Genomic DNA, 15,451 nt, shown 5'->3' with positions numbered 1-15,451 from the left:
GCGCCGGGCGTTGACGCGCAAGCGCTTCAACTCTACGTTCCGTTCAGTGACATGACTTCAATTCGCTGTCTCGACCGACATTGGGCTCTTCAACCCTTGTCACTCCAAGCTGCAGAACAACAGTCAGTCAGCTGAACAGAGTTCGACGCGAGTTCCACCGTTCCCCCCACCACTCCAAGGCACCGTGAAGGGACGCACCCGCATGCGTACTCATCGACTCGCACTCGTGGCCGCCGCAGCCGTACTCGCGGCCACGTTCGCTCTGCCCCAGTCCGCCGGAGCCGCCGAAACAGCGCCCATCGGCTTCGGCGCCGGAACCACCGGTGGCGGCAGCGCCGGCCCCGTGACCGTCTCCACCCTCGCCGCGCTCAAAACGGCCGTCAGCGGCGACAGCCCCAAGACCGTCCGTGTGAGCGGACTGATATCCCTCACCGGCCAGGTCGACATCGGCTCCAACACGACAGTCGTGGGCGTCGGTTCGGGCTCCGGGCTCACCGGCGGCGGACTGCGGATCAAGGAGGAGACCAACGTCGTCGTCCGCAACCTGAACATCAGCAAGCCCGTCGCCCCCGCCGACGGGCTCACCGTGCAGAAGTCCACGAAGGTGTGGATCGACCACAACTCCTTCTCCGCCGACCGGACTCACGACAAGGACTACTACGACGGCTTGCTGGACATCACGCACGCCTCGGACCACGTCACGGTCTCCTGGAACACGTTCAAGGACCACTTCAAGGGCTCACTGGTGGGGCACAGCGACAACAACGCCGCCGAGGACACCGGGCACCTGAGGGTGACGTACCACCACAACCACTTCAGCAACGTCTACTCGCGCATCCCGAGTCTGCGCTTCGGCACGGGCCACTTCTACGACAACTACGTCCAGGGCGCCGACACCGCCGTGCACTCCCGCATGGGCGCGCAGATGCTCGTCGAGAACAACGTCTTCCGTACGACAAAGCTCGCCGTGACCACCAGCCGCAGCAGCGACATCGACGGCTACGCGGTTCTGCGCGGGAACGATCTGGGGGGCGCGGCCACCGAAATCTCACAGACGGGCTCGTTCACCAACCCGCCCTACAGCTACACCGCCGAGCCCGCGTCGTCCGTCGTCGCCTCGGTGACGAACGGGGCAGGCGCCGGGAAGATCCAGTAGTCCAGCCGCCGGAGGGGCTGAATGGTTGCCGCCACGCGGCGTCATCCAGCCCCTCCGGCGTTCGAAGAGCGGGAGCGGGGTCTGGGGAGGAGCCCCCAGCTCAGCGGTGCGCGAACCAGCCCGCCGCCGGAAGTACCCTGCCGTCGTAGCCGAACAGCGCCTGGTTCTCCCAGGCGTTGCCCGACGACGGGTCCGCCGGGTCCCACCCGCTGCCCGTGACCGCCGTCCAGGCAGGCTCCCAGTAGACGACGCCGAGGCCTCGCCCTCCCGGCACCGCCTCGACGACGTTCAGGACGTCGCGCAGATTGGCCGCCTGCCCCGCCGCGGTGGCCGGGTAGCCCGCCGCCAGCTGGTCGCTCCGGGCGACGTTGTTCTCCAGGGAGTCGGCGTTCGCGAGCGTGTGTGCGTACGCCGTCTCGGCCACCAGGACCGGCTTTCCGTACCGCCCCGACACATCGTCCAGGTTGGCCTGCAGGCCGGAGAGTGCGCCGTGCCAGTAGGAGTAGTACGAGAGCGCGATGACGTCGAAGGGCACCTTGTGCGTGACAGCCCGGTCGAACCACCACCGGGTGCCGGCGTTGTCACCGCCCTCCGCCAGGTGCAGGGCGACCTGCGTGGATGACGACACGGCCTTCGCCGCCTGCGCCCCGGACGTCAGCAGTCCCGCGAGCTGGGGCCACTGGCTGGTGGATCCCTCGGGCAGGAGCATCCCCGAGTTGAGCTCGTTGCCGATCTGCACCATGTCGGCCGTCGTCCCTTGAGCCTTGAGCGCGCTCAGGACGTCGTACGTGTGGTCGTACACATCCTTCTTGAGAGCCTCGTAGCCGTGCGAGGCCCAGGCCGCCGGCTTGATCTGCTTTCCGGGGTCGGCCCAGCTGTCCGAGTAGTGGAAGTCGACCAGCAGCTTCATGCCCTGCGCCTTGGCCCGCGCGGCCGTGGCCAGGACCTGCTTCTTGGTGTTGTAGCCGTCGGCGGGGTTCACCCAGACCTTCAGCCGCACGTAGTTCATGCCGGCCGACCGCAGGATCGTGACAGCGTCGCCGGTGTTGCCGTTCGCGTAGCGGTAGGTGGCTCCGTACGCCTCGTTCTTGGCGAGGGTGGAGAGGTCACCGCCCTTGACCGTCAGACCGGTGGCGCCACGCGTGAAGGTGATGTCGTCGAAGTTGGCCCATCCGCCCGCGCCCGCGTCCGAGTTGAGGCTCACCGTGCACTTGCCGCCGGTCACCTTGACCGACGTCACGAGGCGTATCCACCGCCCGTCGGGGGTGGGCGGCAGGTTGGTGCGCTGCTCGCCCCCGCCGCAGTTGCGCAGGGCGATGTACGCCGCGTTCTGAGCGCCGCCGGACCGAACGCGTGCGCTGAGGGTGTACGAGCCGTCGGTGAGACCGGTGAGTGCCTGATAGGTCTCGACCTTGTACGCGGAGGCCGACCAGTGACTCAGCCGGTAGCTGCCGCTGTGGCCGCCGGCCTCGGTGAAGGAGGCACTGTGGTGGCCCGCGGCGGAGTAGGTGGACCAGCCGGTGGGTGTGGCGGTGCCGGTGCCGTCCGATTCGAAACCTGTGTTGACCGGGACGGTGGCGGCCTGAGCGCTCGTCATGGGGAGCGCGGCGAGTATCAGAGCGGTCAAGGCCGGTACGGCCGCGGCTCTCAGAGTGACGTAGTGGTGCATCGTCGATGTGTCCCTTCGGCTCGGTCGGGTCAGTCGAGGTGTACGACGCGGACCGCGCCCGCCGGGACGGCGAGGTGTCCCGTGGCGCGTTCGCCGGTGAGCAGTTCGGTTCCGGGGGCGCCGAGCGCCACCTTGGCGTCGTCGGCCGTGTGGTTGATCGCGAAGAGGTAACTGCCGGTGTCGCCCTCGCGGCTCACCACTTCGACGCCGTACGGGATTCCGGTGCGCGGCGCGATACCGGCGTCCTCGCCCGCCGCCGCCAGAATCAGGTCCAGTTCGCGCGCGCCGAGGCGTGTGGAGACGTACCACGCGGTGCCCTGCCCGAGTCGGTGCCGGGTGACGGCGGGGCGTCCGGCGGCGGGCCCGTCGGCGTACGTCCAGACGGCTTCGGCGCCGCGCTCCACCACGAACTCGGTCCAGACGTCGGCGGACAACTCGGCGCCGCCGGGGCCGGTGATACGTACGCGCTCGCTCGAGAGCAGCGGCGAGAACTCCTCGACCGTCAGGCCGAGTACGTCGCGCAGCGCGCCGGGGTAGGGGCCGGGGTGGACGGCGTCGTGCTCGTCGACGATGCCGGAGAAGTACGAGACGACGAGCGTGCCGCCGTTCTCGACGTACGAGCGGAGGTTGCGGCCGGCGGCCTCGGTCATGAGGTAGAGGGCGGGGACGACGACCAGGGGGTAGCCGGACAGGTCGGCGGCCGGGTGGGCGAAGTCGACGGTCAGGTGGCGGTCGTACAGCGACTTGTAGAAGGAGTCGGCGCGCTCGCGGGCGTCGTGGTCTTCGGTGGGCCGCCATTCCAGCCGCTGCGCCCACCAGGAGGCCCAGTCCCACAGCACCGCCGCGTCGGCGACCGTGCGGGTGCCGCGCACCGGCGCCAGCGCCTCCAGGTCCGCGCCCAGCTGGACCACCTCGCGCCACACCCGGCTGTCGGTGCCCGCGTGCGGAACCATCGCCGAGTGGAACTTCTCGGCGCCGCGCCGGGACTGGCGCCACTGGAAGAACATGGCGCCGTCGGAGCCGCGCGCGACGTGGGCGAGGGAGTTGCGGGCCATCTGGCCCGGCTCCTTGGCGGGGTTGCGGGGCTGCCAGTTGACGCCGCTGGTGGAGTGTTCGAGGAGCAGCCACGGCGCACCGCCCGCGACCGAGCGGGTCAGGTCGGCGGCCATGGCGAGGTTCACTTCGGTGCGGCGGCCGTCCGTGATGAGGTAGTGGTCGTTGGTGACGAGGTCGACCTCGCGGCCCCAGGCCCAGTAGTCCACCGAGTCGCCCTGGGTCAGTGCGGTCATGAAGTTGGTGGTGACGGGGATGCCCGGCGCGAGGCGGTGCAGGATGTCGCGCTCCATGCGGAAGTTCTCCAGCATGGTGGCGTCGGCGAAGCGGGCGTAGTCCAGGAGCTGGGCCGGGTTGCGGACGGTGGGGGTGGTGCGGGGCGGCTCGATTTCCTCGAAGTCGCCGTACCGCTGGCCCCAGAAGGCCGTGCCCCAGGCCTCGTTGACCGCGTCGAGGCTGCCATGGGTGGCGCGGAGCCACCGCCGGAAGTGTGCGGCGCAGTTCGCGCAGTAGCAGGCGGAGACCGGGACGCCGTACTCGTTGTGGACGTGCCAGAGCGCGAGGGCGGGGTGGTCGGCGTAACGGCGGGCGAGCTGCTCGGTGATGGCGGCCGCGGCCCGGCGGTAGGCGGGCGAGCTGTGGCAGATGGCGCCGCGTGATCCGAAGGCGTGGCGGACGCCGTCGGCGGTGACGGGCAGGGCGTCGGGGTGGGCCCGGTAGAACCAGGCGGGCGGGGCGACGGTGGGGGTGGCGAGGTCGGCTCGTACCCCGTTCTCGTGGAGCAGGTCCAGCAGCCGGTCGAGCCAGTCGAAGTCGTAGGAGCCCGGCTCGGGTTCCAGCAGCGCCCACGAGAAGATGCCGACGCTGACCATGGTGACACCGGCCTCGCGCATCAGGCGGACGTCCTCCTGCCACACCTCCTCGGGCCACTGCTCGGGGTTGTAGTCCCCGCCGAACGCGAGCCGGGTCAGGCCCTTGGGTGCCGACATGGATCACTCCTGAGAATCGATCAACTGGGAACGTACACAGACCATCACCGCGACTAAGAACCCAACATAACCGCACAGCAACAACCATTGACAAGTGTCCGTGCTGTTTCTCTACTGTGAACGTTCACAGAACCACGGCAGGTCGTCCGCAGTCGGCGGAGGCCGCTCGGTCAGGGAGACACATCCATGCCGTACGCGTTGCAGCGCCGCCTTGCGGCCATCGCCATAGCCACCGCCGCCGGGGCCACGACCCTCGTCGGGTGCGGTTCGCCCGACAGCGGCGAGCCGCAGGCCGAGTCCGGTCCGGCGTCACTGACGTACTGGGCCTGGGCGCCCGGCCTGGACAAGGTCGCGGACATCTGGAACGCGGGCCCCGGCAAGGAAGCACAGATCAAGGTCACGGTGAAGAAGCAGGCGGCCGGCGACGATCTGACGACCAAAATCATCACGGCGGCCAAGGCGGGCAAGGCTCCCGACCTGGTCCAGGCCGAGTACCAGACGCTGCCGACGCTCGTGAGCAATGACGTACTCGCTGACATATCCGGCGAAGTGAACGGCATTGAGAAGGAGTTCGCCGCCGGGATCTGGCAGCAGACCACTCTCGGCTCCGACGCCGTGTACGCGGTGCCGCAGGACTCCGGGCCGATGATGTTCTTCTACCGCCAGGACCTCTTCAAGAAGTACGGGCTCACCGTCCCCACCACCTGGGACGACTTCGCCGAGACCGCCCGCGCACTGAAGAAGAAGGCTCCGGACAAGGCACTCACCACCTTCTCCGCCAACGACTCCGGCCTCTTCGCGGGCCTCGCCCAGCAGGCCGGCGCCTCCTGGTGGACCACCGAGGGCCAGAAGTGGAAGGTCGGCATCGACGACGCGGCCACGAAGAAGGTCGCGGACTTCTGGGGCGGCCTGGTCGCCGAGGGCGCCATCTCCAACCAGCCGATGTACACGCCGTCCTGGAACAAGGCGCTCAACACCGGCGGCCAGATCGCCTGGGTCAGCGCCGTCTGGGCCCCCGGCACCCTCACCACCGCCGCCCCCGACACCAAGGGGAAGTGGGCCATGGCCCCGCTCCCCCAGTGGTCCGAGGGCTCCGCCGCCACCGGCAGCTGGGGCGGCTCCACCACGGCCGTCACCAACGACAGCAAGCACAAGAAGGCCGCCGCGAAGTTCGCCTCCTGGCTGAACACCGACCCCGAGGCGCTCGCGGCCCTGGTCAAGGAGGGCGGCATCTACCCCGCCGCCACGAAGGCCCAGACCGGCGGCGCCCTCGCGAAGGCTCCCGCCTACTTCGCCAACCAGCCCGACTTCTACACCGAGGCCGCCGAGATCGCGAAGACCACCGCGCCTGCCGCCTGGGGCCCGAACGTCAACGTCGCGTACACCACCTTCCGTGACGCCTTCGGCAAGGCCGCCAAGAACAAGTCGTCCTTCGGTGCCGCGCTCACCACCATGCAGGACGCCACGGTCGCCGACCTGGAGAAGCAGGGCTTCGAGGTCGCCAAGTGACCGTCGTTCCCGCGCCGTCCGGCGCCCACTCCCCCCGTGGGCGCGGGCGCCGGCGGGGGCGCGGCGCTCCCTACGCGTTCCTGCTCCCCGCCGCCGTGCTCTTCCTGCTCTTCTTCGCCCTGCCGATCGGGTACGCCGTAAACCTGAGCCTGCACAAGGTCGAGGTCAAGGGCCTCGGCCTGGGCAAGGGCGCCCGCCAGGAGGTGTGGGCGGGGCTCACCAACTACGCCGACGCGTTCACCGACTCCGAGCTGCTGCACGGCGCGCTGCGGGTGCTCGGTTACGGCGCCATCGTCGTCCCGGTGATGCTCGGCCTCGCGCTGCTCTTCGCGCTGCTCCTGGACACCGACCGGGTGCGCCTCACCTCCTTCACCAGGCTGGCGATCTTCCTGCCGTACGCCATTCCCGGTGTGATCGCCGCACTGCTGTGGGGCTTCCTCTACCTCCCCGACGTCAGCCCGTTCTACTTCGTCCTGGACCGGCTCGGGCTGCCGCAGCCCGATCTGCTCGACGGCGGGCCGCTGTACCTCGCCCTGGCGAACATCGCCGTCTGGGGCGGCACCGGCTTCAACATGATCGTCATCTACACCTCGCTGCGGGCCATCCCGCTGGAGGTGTACGAGGCGGCCAGGCTGGACGGCTGTTCCCAGTTCCAGATCGCCCTGCGCATCAAGATCCCCATGGTGGCGCCGTCACTGGTGCTGACGTTCTTCTTCTCCATCATCGCCACCCTCCAGGTGTTCAGCGAGCCGACCACTCTCAAGCCGCTCACCAACTCCGTGTCCACCACGTGGAGTCCGCTGATGAAGGTCTACGAGGACGCCTTCCGCAACGGTGACATCTATCAGGCGGCGGCCACCGCCGTGCTCATCGCGCTCGCCACCCTCGTCCTGTCGTTCGCCTTCCTGCGCGCGGCGAACTCCCGTACCAAGCAGGAGGGGGAAGCCCCATGAGCTCCCTTGCCGTCAGAAGAACCGCCCCCGCCGCCGGCACCACCCCCGGCACGGCCCAGGGCCCGCCCCCGCCCCTGTCCCCGCGCCGCCGTGTCGCACTCGTACCGACGGCGGCGCTGCTGCTCGGCGCGCTCTACTGCCTCCTGCCGGTCGCCTGGGTGGTGATCGCCGCGACCAAGTCGGGGCGTGAGCTGTTCTCGACCTTCACCTTCCTGCCGGGCACCGGCTTCTCGGACAACGTCCGCGACCTGTCCGCGTATCGCGACGGCCTGTACTGGCGCTGGATGGCGAACTCCGCCCTCTACGCGGGGCTCGGCGCCCTGCTCTCCACGGCCGTCTCCGCCCTCTCCGGTTACGCACTCGCCGTCTACCGCTTCCGGGGACGCGAGACCGTCTTCAACGTGCTGCTCGCCGGGGTGCTGATGCCACCGGTGATCCTCGCCGTACCGCAGTACCTGCTGCTGGCGAAGGCCGACATGACCGACACCTACCTGTCGGTACTCCTGCCGCTGATCCTTTCGCCGTACGGCGTCTACCTGGCGCGGATCTACGCCGCTGCCGCAGTGCCCTGCGACGTCGTCGAGGCAGGCCGGATGGACGGAGCGAGCGAGTGGCGGATCTTCAGCCGGATCGCGCTGCCGATGATGGTGCCGGGACTCGTGACCGTGTTCCTCTTCCAGTTCGTGGCGGTCTGGAACAACTTCCTGCTGCCGTACATCATGCTCGGCGACGACGAGAAGTTCCCGATCACCCTGGGCCTGTTCACCCTCCTCCAGCAGGGCTCCAACACCCCCGCGCTCTACACCCTGGTCATCACCGGCGCGCTGCTCGCGGTCGTCCCGCTCATCCTGTTGTTCCTGGTCATCCAGCGCTTCTGGAGCCTGGACCTGCTGTCGGGAGCCGTAAAGTCTTGACCATGAGCAACTCCGGGCAGGCGCAAGGGCAGGGGCAGCGCCGCAGGCCGCCGACGATCCACGATGTCGCGCGTGAGGCGGGCGTCTCGCGGGGCACGGTCTCCCGGGTCCTCAACGGCGGCCACTACGTCAGCCCGGCCGCACTGTCAGCCGTCAACGCCGCCATTCGCAAAACGGGTTACGTCGTCAACCGGCACGCCCGGTCGCTGATCACCGGCCGCTCCGACTCCGTCGCCTTCCTCCTCACCGAGCAGCTGGACCGGTTCTTCGAGGACCCGAACTTCAACGTCCTGCTGCGCGGCTGCAACGAGGCCCTCGCCGCCCACGACATTCCGCTGCTGCTGATGATCGCGGGCACCGACGACGAGCGGCGGCGGATAACGCGCTACATCACGGCGGGCCATGTCGACGGCGTGCTGCTGGTGTCCAGCCACTCCGGGGACCCGGTGGCCGAGCAGCTGCGCAAGGCCGACGTGCCGCTGGTCGCCTGCGGCAAGCCGCTGGGACAGTCCTCGAAGGTCGCGTACGTCGCCGCCGACGACCGGGACGGCGCGCGCGACATGGTCCGCCACCTGCTGTCCACCGGACGGCGCCGGATCGCCATGGTGACCGGGCCGCTCGACACCCCCGGCGGTACGGAGCGGCTCGCCGGCTACCGGGAAGTGCTGGCCGAGTCCGGCATCGGGTACGACGAAAGGCTCGTCGTCACCGGCGACTACAGCCGCGCGAGCGGCGAGGCGGGCGCGACCCGGCTTCTTGAACAGGCACCGGACATGGACGCGGTGTTCGTCGCCTCCGACCTGATGGCGCAGGGCGTGCTCAGCGCGCTGCGCGGGGCCGGCCGACGAGTGCCGGAGGACATCGCTGTCGGCGGCTTCGACGACTCCCCCGCCGCGCTCGACAGCGAGCCCGCCCTCACCACCATCCGCCAGCCCTGGTCGCGTATCAGCGCGGAGATGGTACGGGTACTGCTGGGGCTGATCGGCGGCGAGGACCCGGCTGCGGTGATCCTGCCGACGGAGTTCGTGCGTCGCGGATCGGCCTGATCGCTCCTGGCGCGGAAAAGCTCTGCGCGGGCGGCAACCTTCCGGTAACGCCGCGGCAACTGGAGTGTGGCACAGGCACCTCGCCCCCAGGAGGACTCCGTGGCACCACCAGCACTACCGCGCCGACAACGGCGCAGATCCACCGCCCGCACCCGCACGGCCGTCAGTTCGGTCATGGCCGGAGCGCTCGCCGCGGCCGGTCTGATCGCACTCTCCCCGACGGCCGGCGCCGCCGCTCCCGCCCGGCAGGTCGAGGCACTCGACCGGGGAGTGGTCAGCGTCCACAACGGCAGTGGGAACCTGGTCAGTTGGCGCTGGCTGGGCACCGACCCCGACAACGTCTCGTTCAACGTCTACCGCGCCGGTACGAAGGTCAACCCGGCGCCGGTGACCGGCTCGACGAACTACTTCCACTCCGGAGCCCCGAACTCCGCCGACTACACGGTGCGCGCGGTCGTCAACGGCGCGGAGCAGGGCGACTCCGTACACGCCGTGCAGCTGCGCACCGGCTACAAGGATGTGCCGGTCTCCCCGCCACCGGGCGGCCGGACACCGGACGGGGTGGCGTACACCTACGAGGCCAACGACACGAGCGTCGGTGATCTCGACGGGGACGGTGCGCTCGACTTCGTACTGAAGTGGCAGCCGACCAACGCCAAGGACAACGCGCAGTCCGGCTACACCGGCAACACCATCGTCGACGGCATCAAGCTGGACGGCACCCGGCTGTGGCGGATCGATCTCGGCCGTAACATCCGCTCGGGCGCGCACTACACACAGTTCCAGGTGTACGACTACGACGGCGACGGCAAAGCCGAAGTGGCGATGAAGACCGCCGACGGTACGGTCGACGGGCGCGGCACGGCGATCGGCTCCGCGAGCGCCGACCATCGCAACAGCGGCGGTTACATCCTCTCCGGGCCCGAGTACCTGACCATGTTCAACGGGCAGACCGGCGCGGCGATGGGCACGGTCGGCTATGTCCCGGCCCGTGGGACGGTGGCCTCGTGGGGTGACTCCTACGGAAACCGGGTGGACCGTTTCCTCGCCGGGACGGCGTATCTGGACGGCACCCGGCCGTCGCTGATCATGGCGCGCGGGTACTACACGCGGTCCGTGATCGCGGCCTGGGACTGGCGGGGCGGGCAGTTCACGCGGCGCTGGACCTTCGACTCCAGCGCGTCGACCAACGCCGGCAAGGGCTGGGACGGGCAGGGCAACCACAGTCTGTCCATCGCGGACGTGGACGCCGACGGCAAGGACGAGGTCGTCTACGGGGCGATGACCGTCGACGACAACGGGAACGGCCTGTGGACCACGAAACTCGGCCACGGCGACGCCGGTCATGTCGGGGACCTGAACCCCTCCCGCGCCGGACTGGAGTACTTCAAGGTGTCCGAGGACAGCTCCAAGCCCGGCTCATGGATGGCCGACGCCCGGACAGGGCAAGTCCTCTGGCAGACCGCGACGGGCGGCGACAACGGCCGTGGTGTCTCCGCCGACATCCACGCCGGATCGCCCGGCGCCGAGTCCTGGTCGGCGTCGGACACCACACTGCGGTCCGCCGGCGGAGGCACGCTCGGGCGCGAGCCGTCCAGTATCAACTTCGTCAGCTGGTGGGACGGCGACACCACCCGCGAGCTCCTCGACGGCACCCGTATCGACAAGTACGGCACGGGTGGCGAGACACGGCTGCTGACCGGCTCCTCGGTCTCGTCCAACAACGGCACGAAGGCGACCCCCGCCCTGTCCGGCGACATCATCGGCGACTGGCGCGAGGAAGTGGTCTGGCGTACGTCGGACAACACCGCACTGCGGATCTACTCCACCCCGCACCAGACCAGCACGCGGATCACCACGCTGCTGCACGACCCGATGTACCGGACGGGCCTCGCCTGGCAGAACACGGCGTACAACCAGCCCCCGCACACCAGCTTCTTCATCGGCGGCGGCATGCCCACCGCGCCGCGGCCGTCCGTCTACACCCGCTGACCCCCACCGAGAGGAACCACCGCTCATGGCTCACCAGCACAAGAACAAGAAGGCGCGCAAGCGCACGTTCATAGGAGGCGCAGCCGCCTTCGCGCTCACCGCGGGCCTCCTGGGATTCAGCTCCCTGGCCCCCACCGCCTCCGCCGCCACCTGGCCGACACCTAACGGCAGCCAGGCCGTGCCCGCGACCATCCCCGTCTCCGGCACCGTGGACGGCGGCAACAAGAAGTACTACGGCTCCGGTGACCTGGCCGGGGACGGCCAGGACGAGGGCCAGGACCCGATCTTCAGGCTTGCCGACGGTGCGACCCTGAAGAACGTCATCATCGGCGCGCCCGGTGCGGACGGCATTCACTGCCAGGGCAGCTGCACGCTGCAGAACGTCTGGTGGGAGGACGTCGGCGAGGACGCCGCGACCTTCAGGGGCGGGAACTCCGCCGTCTACACGGTGACCGGCGGCGGTGCGAAGAAGGCCGCGGACAAGGTCTTCCAGCACAACGGCGGCGGCAAGCTGAACGTCTCGAACTTCGCCGTCCAGGACTTCAAGACGCTCTACCGCTCCTGCGGCAACTGCTCGACCCAGTACAAGCGCGCCTCGGCCTTCACCAACATCGAGGTGACCTACCCGGGCTCGCGGCTCGTCGGCATCAACACCAACTACGGCGACACCGCCTCGCTGCGCAACATCACCATCATCGGTGACACCGGCAAGAAGATCGTGCCGTGCCAGAAGTACATCGGGAACAACACGGGCGCCGAGCCGACCACGAACGGTTCGGGCCCGGACGGCACCCACTGCAACTACACGTCCTCGGACATCGTCTACAAGTGACCCACAACTGACAGGGCGGCGGAACCGGCCGACAGCCGGTTCCGCCACCTCAACAGCGTTTACGGCATCCGGTCCCCCACCAGCGCCAGGTTCTCGATCGCCGCGAGGCCGTACAGCGCGGTGTCGTTGGTTTGAAGTGCTCCCCCGGGTGAATCCGGAGGATTCCTGCTTACCTTGCGGCAGCGGGCTTGACGCGCTTCGCGCGCCTGACGACTGCCCTCCCGGCAGCCGGGATCGCCACGAGGCCGATCCGGTACAGGTGCAAGATGTTCCTGCCTGCGTTGTGGTCGGCGTTGCCGGACCATCCGCAGTCGGGGTTCTTGCATAAGAACGTGGCCTGCGTCTCCCGACTGCCGGGTGTGACGAAGCCACACGCGGAGCAGCGCCGGGAAGTGTTCTGGGCGGGGACTTTAACCAGCGTGCCACCTCGCTGGGCAAGCTTGTACGTCAGCATCGTGACCGTGCGGCCCCATGCTTCCCCGGTGATCGAGCGGTTGAGGCCCGACTTCTGGGCGACGTGCTTCCCCGGCTCCTCCACGGTTCCTTTGGCAGACTTGACCATGTTCGTGATCTTGAGTGCTTCAACCACTGCGACGCTGTACATGCAGGCGATCTCGGTGGTGACCTTGTGCTGCCAGTCGAGTGCCCGGCGCTTGGCTTTCGCGCGGAGTCCTGCGATCTGGTCGTACGTGTGGTGCAGACGGCGGCTAGTCCGCTCGCCCGGCTTGCGGTGCTTCCTACGCTGCGCGGCGCGCTGCTCGAGGTGAAGGAGTTTGGCCTGTTCAGGGCCGGTCAGCCACTCGCCGTGCTCCTTAGTGGTGCCGTCCGACAGGGCCATGGGCACGGTGACCCCAACGTCGATGCCCACCTCGGGGCCCTGGTGCGGTCCGAGTGGTGCTTGGAGAGTCTGGACGCGGAAGGCGATGTGCCAGCCAAGCGGGTCTTTGACCAGGCGTGCCCCGGTGATGCGGCTTTCTTTGTTCGCGTGCTTGCCGACCGGGAGATCTTTGGTCCAACGAAACCTGATACGGCCGATCTTCGGCAGGTTGACCATGCCCCACCTGCGGTGCACACGGACGACGTTGAGATCCCGGCCCTGCGGCACATCCACGGACATGACGGAGCGAAACCGGCCTTTGAAGTTCGGAGCATCCGCCCAACCTGCCCAGCAGTTGACCCATGCTCGGTGGTAGGCCTTTAACACAGCTTGCGCGGCCTGAGCGGGAAGTACGGCAAGGAAGTCAATGTCCTTGCGGGCTTGGCGGATTGCCGCGTCCGCGTTGGCCAGGGTCCGCTTCTCTTTCGGCATCATCTGCCACCACGCATGCAGCAGATTCCACATCGTGCGGGCAGCGTGTGCCTGGTCCTCAGCCTTGCGTGAGTCGACAGGTGACAGCGCGAGTCGGGCTCGGTGCCCGAACTGCCGCTTCACCACCACCCGCTCGCTCATGGACACGAAGTTAGCACCGACTCACGATGCCCCGACGCGCTTGAACGCCGATGCTTGAGTTTGCCTCCGTAATGATCGCAACGTAGACATTCGCATGGCCAATGCCAGCGGAAGGCGTTCACCGGCGCCATGCTGACCCACCCAGAAGAGATCATGCGCGAGCTCTGCACAGGCTTCGCGGCCGAGCTGAAGCAGTTCAACGGCGAACACGACTATGTCCACTCCTCGTGCACTACCCGCCCAAGGTCCAGCTCTCCAGGCTGGTCAACTCTCTCAAGGGCGTCTCGTCCCGCCGCCTGCGCCAGGAATACGACTCCCACGTCCGACGACTGTGTGGCGCGGCCGCTTCTGGTCCGGCTCCTACTTCGCCGGATCCTGCAGCGGCGCACCCCTGACCCTCGTCCGCCAGTACGTAGAAGACCCGCAGCGCCCCACCTGACCATCACCACGGTCGCTCAGAACACTCCGGTGCTTCGCGCCTCCGCTATGAGGACAGCGTTCCCGCGCCTTGAAGGGGCGGAGCACTGGGCGAGATCAAGGGGGAGCCGGACGGAGAACGGCAGCCAGCTGCGGTTGCCGCGGCGGTGCTTGCCGTCGATGCGGACGACGACGCGGACCGGTCCGTTCTGTTCCACCTCGGTCTTGGATATGGCGCTGTCGAAGCGTTCGTACTTCTCGCTGCCCTGGTCGCCGTCCTCGATCTCGCCCTGCCGGAGGAGGACGAGTCGGCCGTCCTTGGCGATTTCGGTGGCGCCGCGGGTGACGGACTTGACGAGGGTGGAACCGCTCTTGCCGATCTTCGCGGTGATGACGCCCGTGGAGACATCGATGGTGCCGCCGCCGCTGGAGACGGTGACTTTACGGGCGGGTGCGGCCGGGGTCCCCGCGCTGAGGGTGAAGGCGGCGGCGGTCGTCTCGGGGCCGACGGCGTGGGCGGTCCACTTCAGCGAACCGTCGGGCCACTGGGCGAGCGGCCAGGACTGGACGGGCACGTCCTTGCCGTCGGCGGTGGTCAGCGCGAAGGTCTGGTCCTTGTCGTACGCGCCCTTCGGCCAGGGCACGCCGAGGGTCGAGCCGGGCGCGGCTCCGAGGCCCGCGTCCTCCAGCCAGTTCAGGGTCACCGGGTCCGCGGCTGCGGCTGCGGCTGCGGGATCGGCTCTCGGAGCGGCCTGGGCGTTGGTGGCGCCGAGCGCCCAGCTGAACTGGGCGGCGGCGCCGGCCGCCGCTGCCGCCTTGAGGACGGTCCTGCGGGGGATCGGAGACATCGTTGTGCCCTTCCGTTGGTTGAGGCGTGGTGTGTGAGAGAGGCGGCGGGATCAGCGGGAGGCGTACCGCTGCTCCACCGCGACGGCCGCCGCCGTGACGGCGCCGAGCACCGGGACCGCGAGCGGCGCCACGAACCAGGCGGAGGCGGCGACGACCGCGAATCCGCCGACGATCAGGAGCGATCCGGCAGGGTCGAGGACCGTACGCCGGCCCGCCGCGCCCAGCAGCGCCCGCCAGGACGCGCCCGGCTCCCAGCCCGCGGCCGCCCGCAGGCCGGCGACCGCACAGCCGATGAACGCGAGGATGCCGACCGTCCCGACGAGGGGGCCGCCGGGCAGGCCCGCTCGTACAGCTGCCAGGTCGAGCCACAGCAGCCAGACCGCCGCCCAGCCGGCCAGACCCACGACCCAGCCCCGGCGGGCCGCCGAGCGGAAGTCGGCGGCGAACTCCCGCCATCCGGCGCTCTGCTCGCCGGTCAGATGGCGTCGCAGATGCCGCGCCCCGGCGGCGAGCGCGGCGGGCCACGTCACCAGCGGGAGGGAGGCGATCGCGATCCATACGCCCGTGAGCAGGCACTCCGCGAAGACGCCGAAGCGCTCCTGGAAGCGGGCCACCGCGCCCC

The 15,451-nt window shown here is 69.1% G+C and carries 12 protein-coding genes and 2 pseudogenes; 9 read left to right on the top strand and 5 right to left on the bottom strand.

Going from position 1 to position 15,451, the window contains the following annotated elements:
• The first annotated feature begins 202 nt into the window (after positions 1 to 202).
• Positions 203 to 1,156 (top strand): polysaccharide lyase family 1 protein, encoded by a 954-nt coding sequence (locus J7E96_RS15045; RefSeq protein ID WP_215131473.1) that lies wholly within the window; start codon positions 203 to 205, stop codon positions 1,154 to 1,156.
• A 100-nt stretch (positions 1,157 to 1,256) separates the two neighbouring features.
• On the opposite strand, the gene J7E96_RS15040 is transcribed toward J7E96_RS15045, so the two are convergent.
• Together J7E96_RS15040 and J7E96_RS15035 are read right to left on the bottom strand one after the other, a co-directional pair.
• Positions 1,257 to 2,825, bottom strand: a complete 1,569-nt coding sequence (locus tag J7E96_RS15040) for an arabinogalactan endo-1,4-beta-galactosidase (RefSeq protein ID WP_215131471.1) — start codon at positions 2,823 to 2,825, stop codon at positions 1,257 to 1,259.
• 29 nt (positions 2,826 to 2,854) lie between these two features.
• The gene (locus J7E96_RS15035; RefSeq protein ID WP_215131469.1) at positions 2,855 to 4,867 is read right to left on the bottom strand and encodes a beta-galactosidase; all 2,013 of its coding nucleotides are present in this window, start codon (positions 4,865 to 4,867) and stop codon (positions 2,855 to 2,857) included.
• 186 nt (positions 4,868 to 5,053) lie between these two features.
• Between J7E96_RS15035 and J7E96_RS15030 the strand changes: the two genes are divergently transcribed.
• The 6 genes from J7E96_RS15030 to J7E96_RS15005 all read left to right on the top strand — a co-directional run bounded on the left by J7E96_RS15030 (position 5,054) and on the right by J7E96_RS15005 (position 12,113).
• Positions 5,054 to 6,376, top strand: a complete 1,323-nt coding sequence (locus J7E96_RS15030; RefSeq protein WP_215131467.1) for an ABC transporter substrate-binding protein — start codon at positions 5,054 to 5,056, stop codon at positions 6,374 to 6,376.
• On the top strand, positions 6,373 to 7,329 hold the full coding sequence (locus J7E96_RS15025; RefSeq protein ID WP_215131465.1) for a carbohydrate ABC transporter permease: 957 nt from the start codon (positions 6,373 to 6,375) through the stop codon (positions 7,327 to 7,329). The genes J7E96_RS15030 and J7E96_RS15025 overlap by 4 nt, the downstream gene beginning before the upstream one ends.
• Positions 7,326 to 8,243: a carbohydrate ABC transporter permease gene (locus J7E96_RS15020; protein ID WP_215131463.1), complete on the top strand. Its 918-nt coding sequence runs from the start codon at positions 7,326 to 7,328 to the stop codon at positions 8,241 to 8,243. Before J7E96_RS15025 ends, J7E96_RS15020 begins: the two co-directional genes overlap by 4 nt.
• Complete coding sequence (locus J7E96_RS15015; RefSeq protein WP_251069927.1) at positions 8,240 to 9,289, top strand: LacI family DNA-binding transcriptional regulator; 1,050 nt, start codon at positions 8,240 to 8,242, stop codon at positions 9,287 to 9,289. Before J7E96_RS15020 ends, J7E96_RS15015 begins: the two co-directional genes overlap by 4 nt.
• Before the next feature lie 174 nt (positions 9,290 to 9,463).
• Positions 9,464 to 11,281: a rhamnogalacturonan lyase gene (locus J7E96_RS15010; protein ID WP_215131730.1), complete on the top strand. Its 1,818-nt coding sequence runs from the start codon at positions 9,464 to 9,466 to the stop codon at positions 11,279 to 11,281.
• 25 nt (positions 11,282 to 11,306) lie between these two features.
• Positions 11,307 to 12,113 (top strand): pectate lyase, encoded by an 807-nt coding sequence (locus tag J7E96_RS15005; protein ID WP_215131458.1) that lies wholly within the window; start codon positions 11,307 to 11,309, stop codon positions 12,111 to 12,113.
• Positions 12,114 to 12,282: 169 nt separating this feature from the next.
• On the opposite strand, the gene J7E96_RS15000 is transcribed toward J7E96_RS15005, so the two are convergent.
• The gene (locus tag J7E96_RS15000) at positions 12,283 to 13,563 is read right to left on the bottom strand and encodes an RNA-guided endonuclease TnpB family protein (RefSeq protein ID WP_215131456.1); all 1,281 of its coding nucleotides are present in this window, start codon (positions 13,561 to 13,563) and stop codon (positions 12,283 to 12,285) included.
• Positions 13,564 to 13,664: 101 nt separating this feature from the next.
• Between J7E96_RS15000 and J7E96_RS38810 the strand changes: the two are divergent.
• Together J7E96_RS38810 and J7E96_RS38805 are read left to right on the top strand one after the other, a co-directional pair.
• A pseudogene (locus J7E96_RS38810) lies at positions 13,665 to 13,847 on the top strand (hypothetical protein); the annotation flags it as partial.
• Entirely contained in the window at positions 13,778 to 14,002 is a 225-nt protein-coding gene (locus J7E96_RS38805) for a transposase (RefSeq protein ID WP_374196680.1), read from the top strand. The pseudogene J7E96_RS38810 and the gene J7E96_RS38805, both read left to right, overlap by 70 nt.
• 103 nt (positions 14,003 to 14,105) lie before the next feature.
• On the opposite strand, the pseudogene J7E96_RS14990 reads toward J7E96_RS38805, so the two are convergent.
• Together J7E96_RS14990 and J7E96_RS14985 are read right to left on the bottom strand one after the other, a co-directional pair.
• Positions 14,106 to 14,828, bottom strand: a pseudogene (locus J7E96_RS14990) (Tat pathway signal sequence domain protein); the annotation flags it as partial.
• Positions 14,829 to 14,879: 51 nt separating this feature from the next.
• Entirely contained in the window at positions 14,880 to 15,443 is a 564-nt protein-coding gene (locus tag J7E96_RS14985) for a hypothetical protein (protein WP_308295966.1), read from the bottom strand.
• Positions 15,444 to 15,451 lie beyond the last annotated feature (8 nt).

The sequence above is a fragment of the Streptomyces sp. ISL-96 genome (assembly GCF_018614035.1).
Lineage (GTDB): Bacteria > Actinomycetota > Actinomycetes > Streptomycetales > Streptomycetaceae > Streptomyces.
This window is presented reverse-complemented; position numbering and strand designations above follow the sequence as displayed.

What these genes read in the sequence shown, in the direction of transcription:
- J7E96_RS15045 (WP_215131473.1), top strand. Translation starts at nt 203, where the DNA reads ATGCGTACTCATCGACTCGCACTCGTGGCCGCCGCAGCCGTACTCGCG.
- J7E96_RS15040 (WP_215131471.1), bottom strand. Translation starts at nt 2,825, where the DNA reads ATGCACCACTACGTCACTCTGAGAGCCGCGGCCGTACCGGCCTTGACC.
- J7E96_RS15035 (WP_215131469.1), bottom strand. Translation starts at nt 4,867, where the DNA reads ATGTCGGCACCCAAGGGCCTGACCCGGCTCGCGTTCGGCGGGGACTAC.
- J7E96_RS15030 (WP_215131467.1), top strand. Translation starts at nt 5,054, where the DNA reads ATGCCGTACGCGTTGCAGCGCCGCCTTGCGGCCATCGCCATAGCCACC.
- J7E96_RS15020 (WP_215131463.1), top strand. Translation starts at nt 7,326, where the DNA reads ATGAGCTCCCTTGCCGTCAGAAGAACCGCCCCCGCCGCCGGCACCACC.
- J7E96_RS15010 (WP_215131730.1), top strand. Translation starts at nt 9,464, where the DNA reads ATGGCCGGAGCGCTCGCCGCGGCCGGTCTGATCGCACTCTCCCCGACG.
- J7E96_RS15005 (WP_215131458.1), top strand. Translation starts at nt 11,307, where the DNA reads ATGGCTCACCAGCACAAGAACAAGAAGGCGCGCAAGCGCACGTTCATA.
- J7E96_RS15000 (WP_215131456.1), bottom strand. Translation starts at nt 13,563, where the DNA reads ATGAGCGAGCGGGTGGTGGTGAAGCGGCAGTTCGGGCACCGAGCCCGA.
- J7E96_RS38805 (WP_374196680.1), top strand. Translation starts at nt 13,778, where the DNA reads ATGTCCACTCCTCGTGCACTACCCGCCCAAGGTCCAGCTCTCCAGGCT.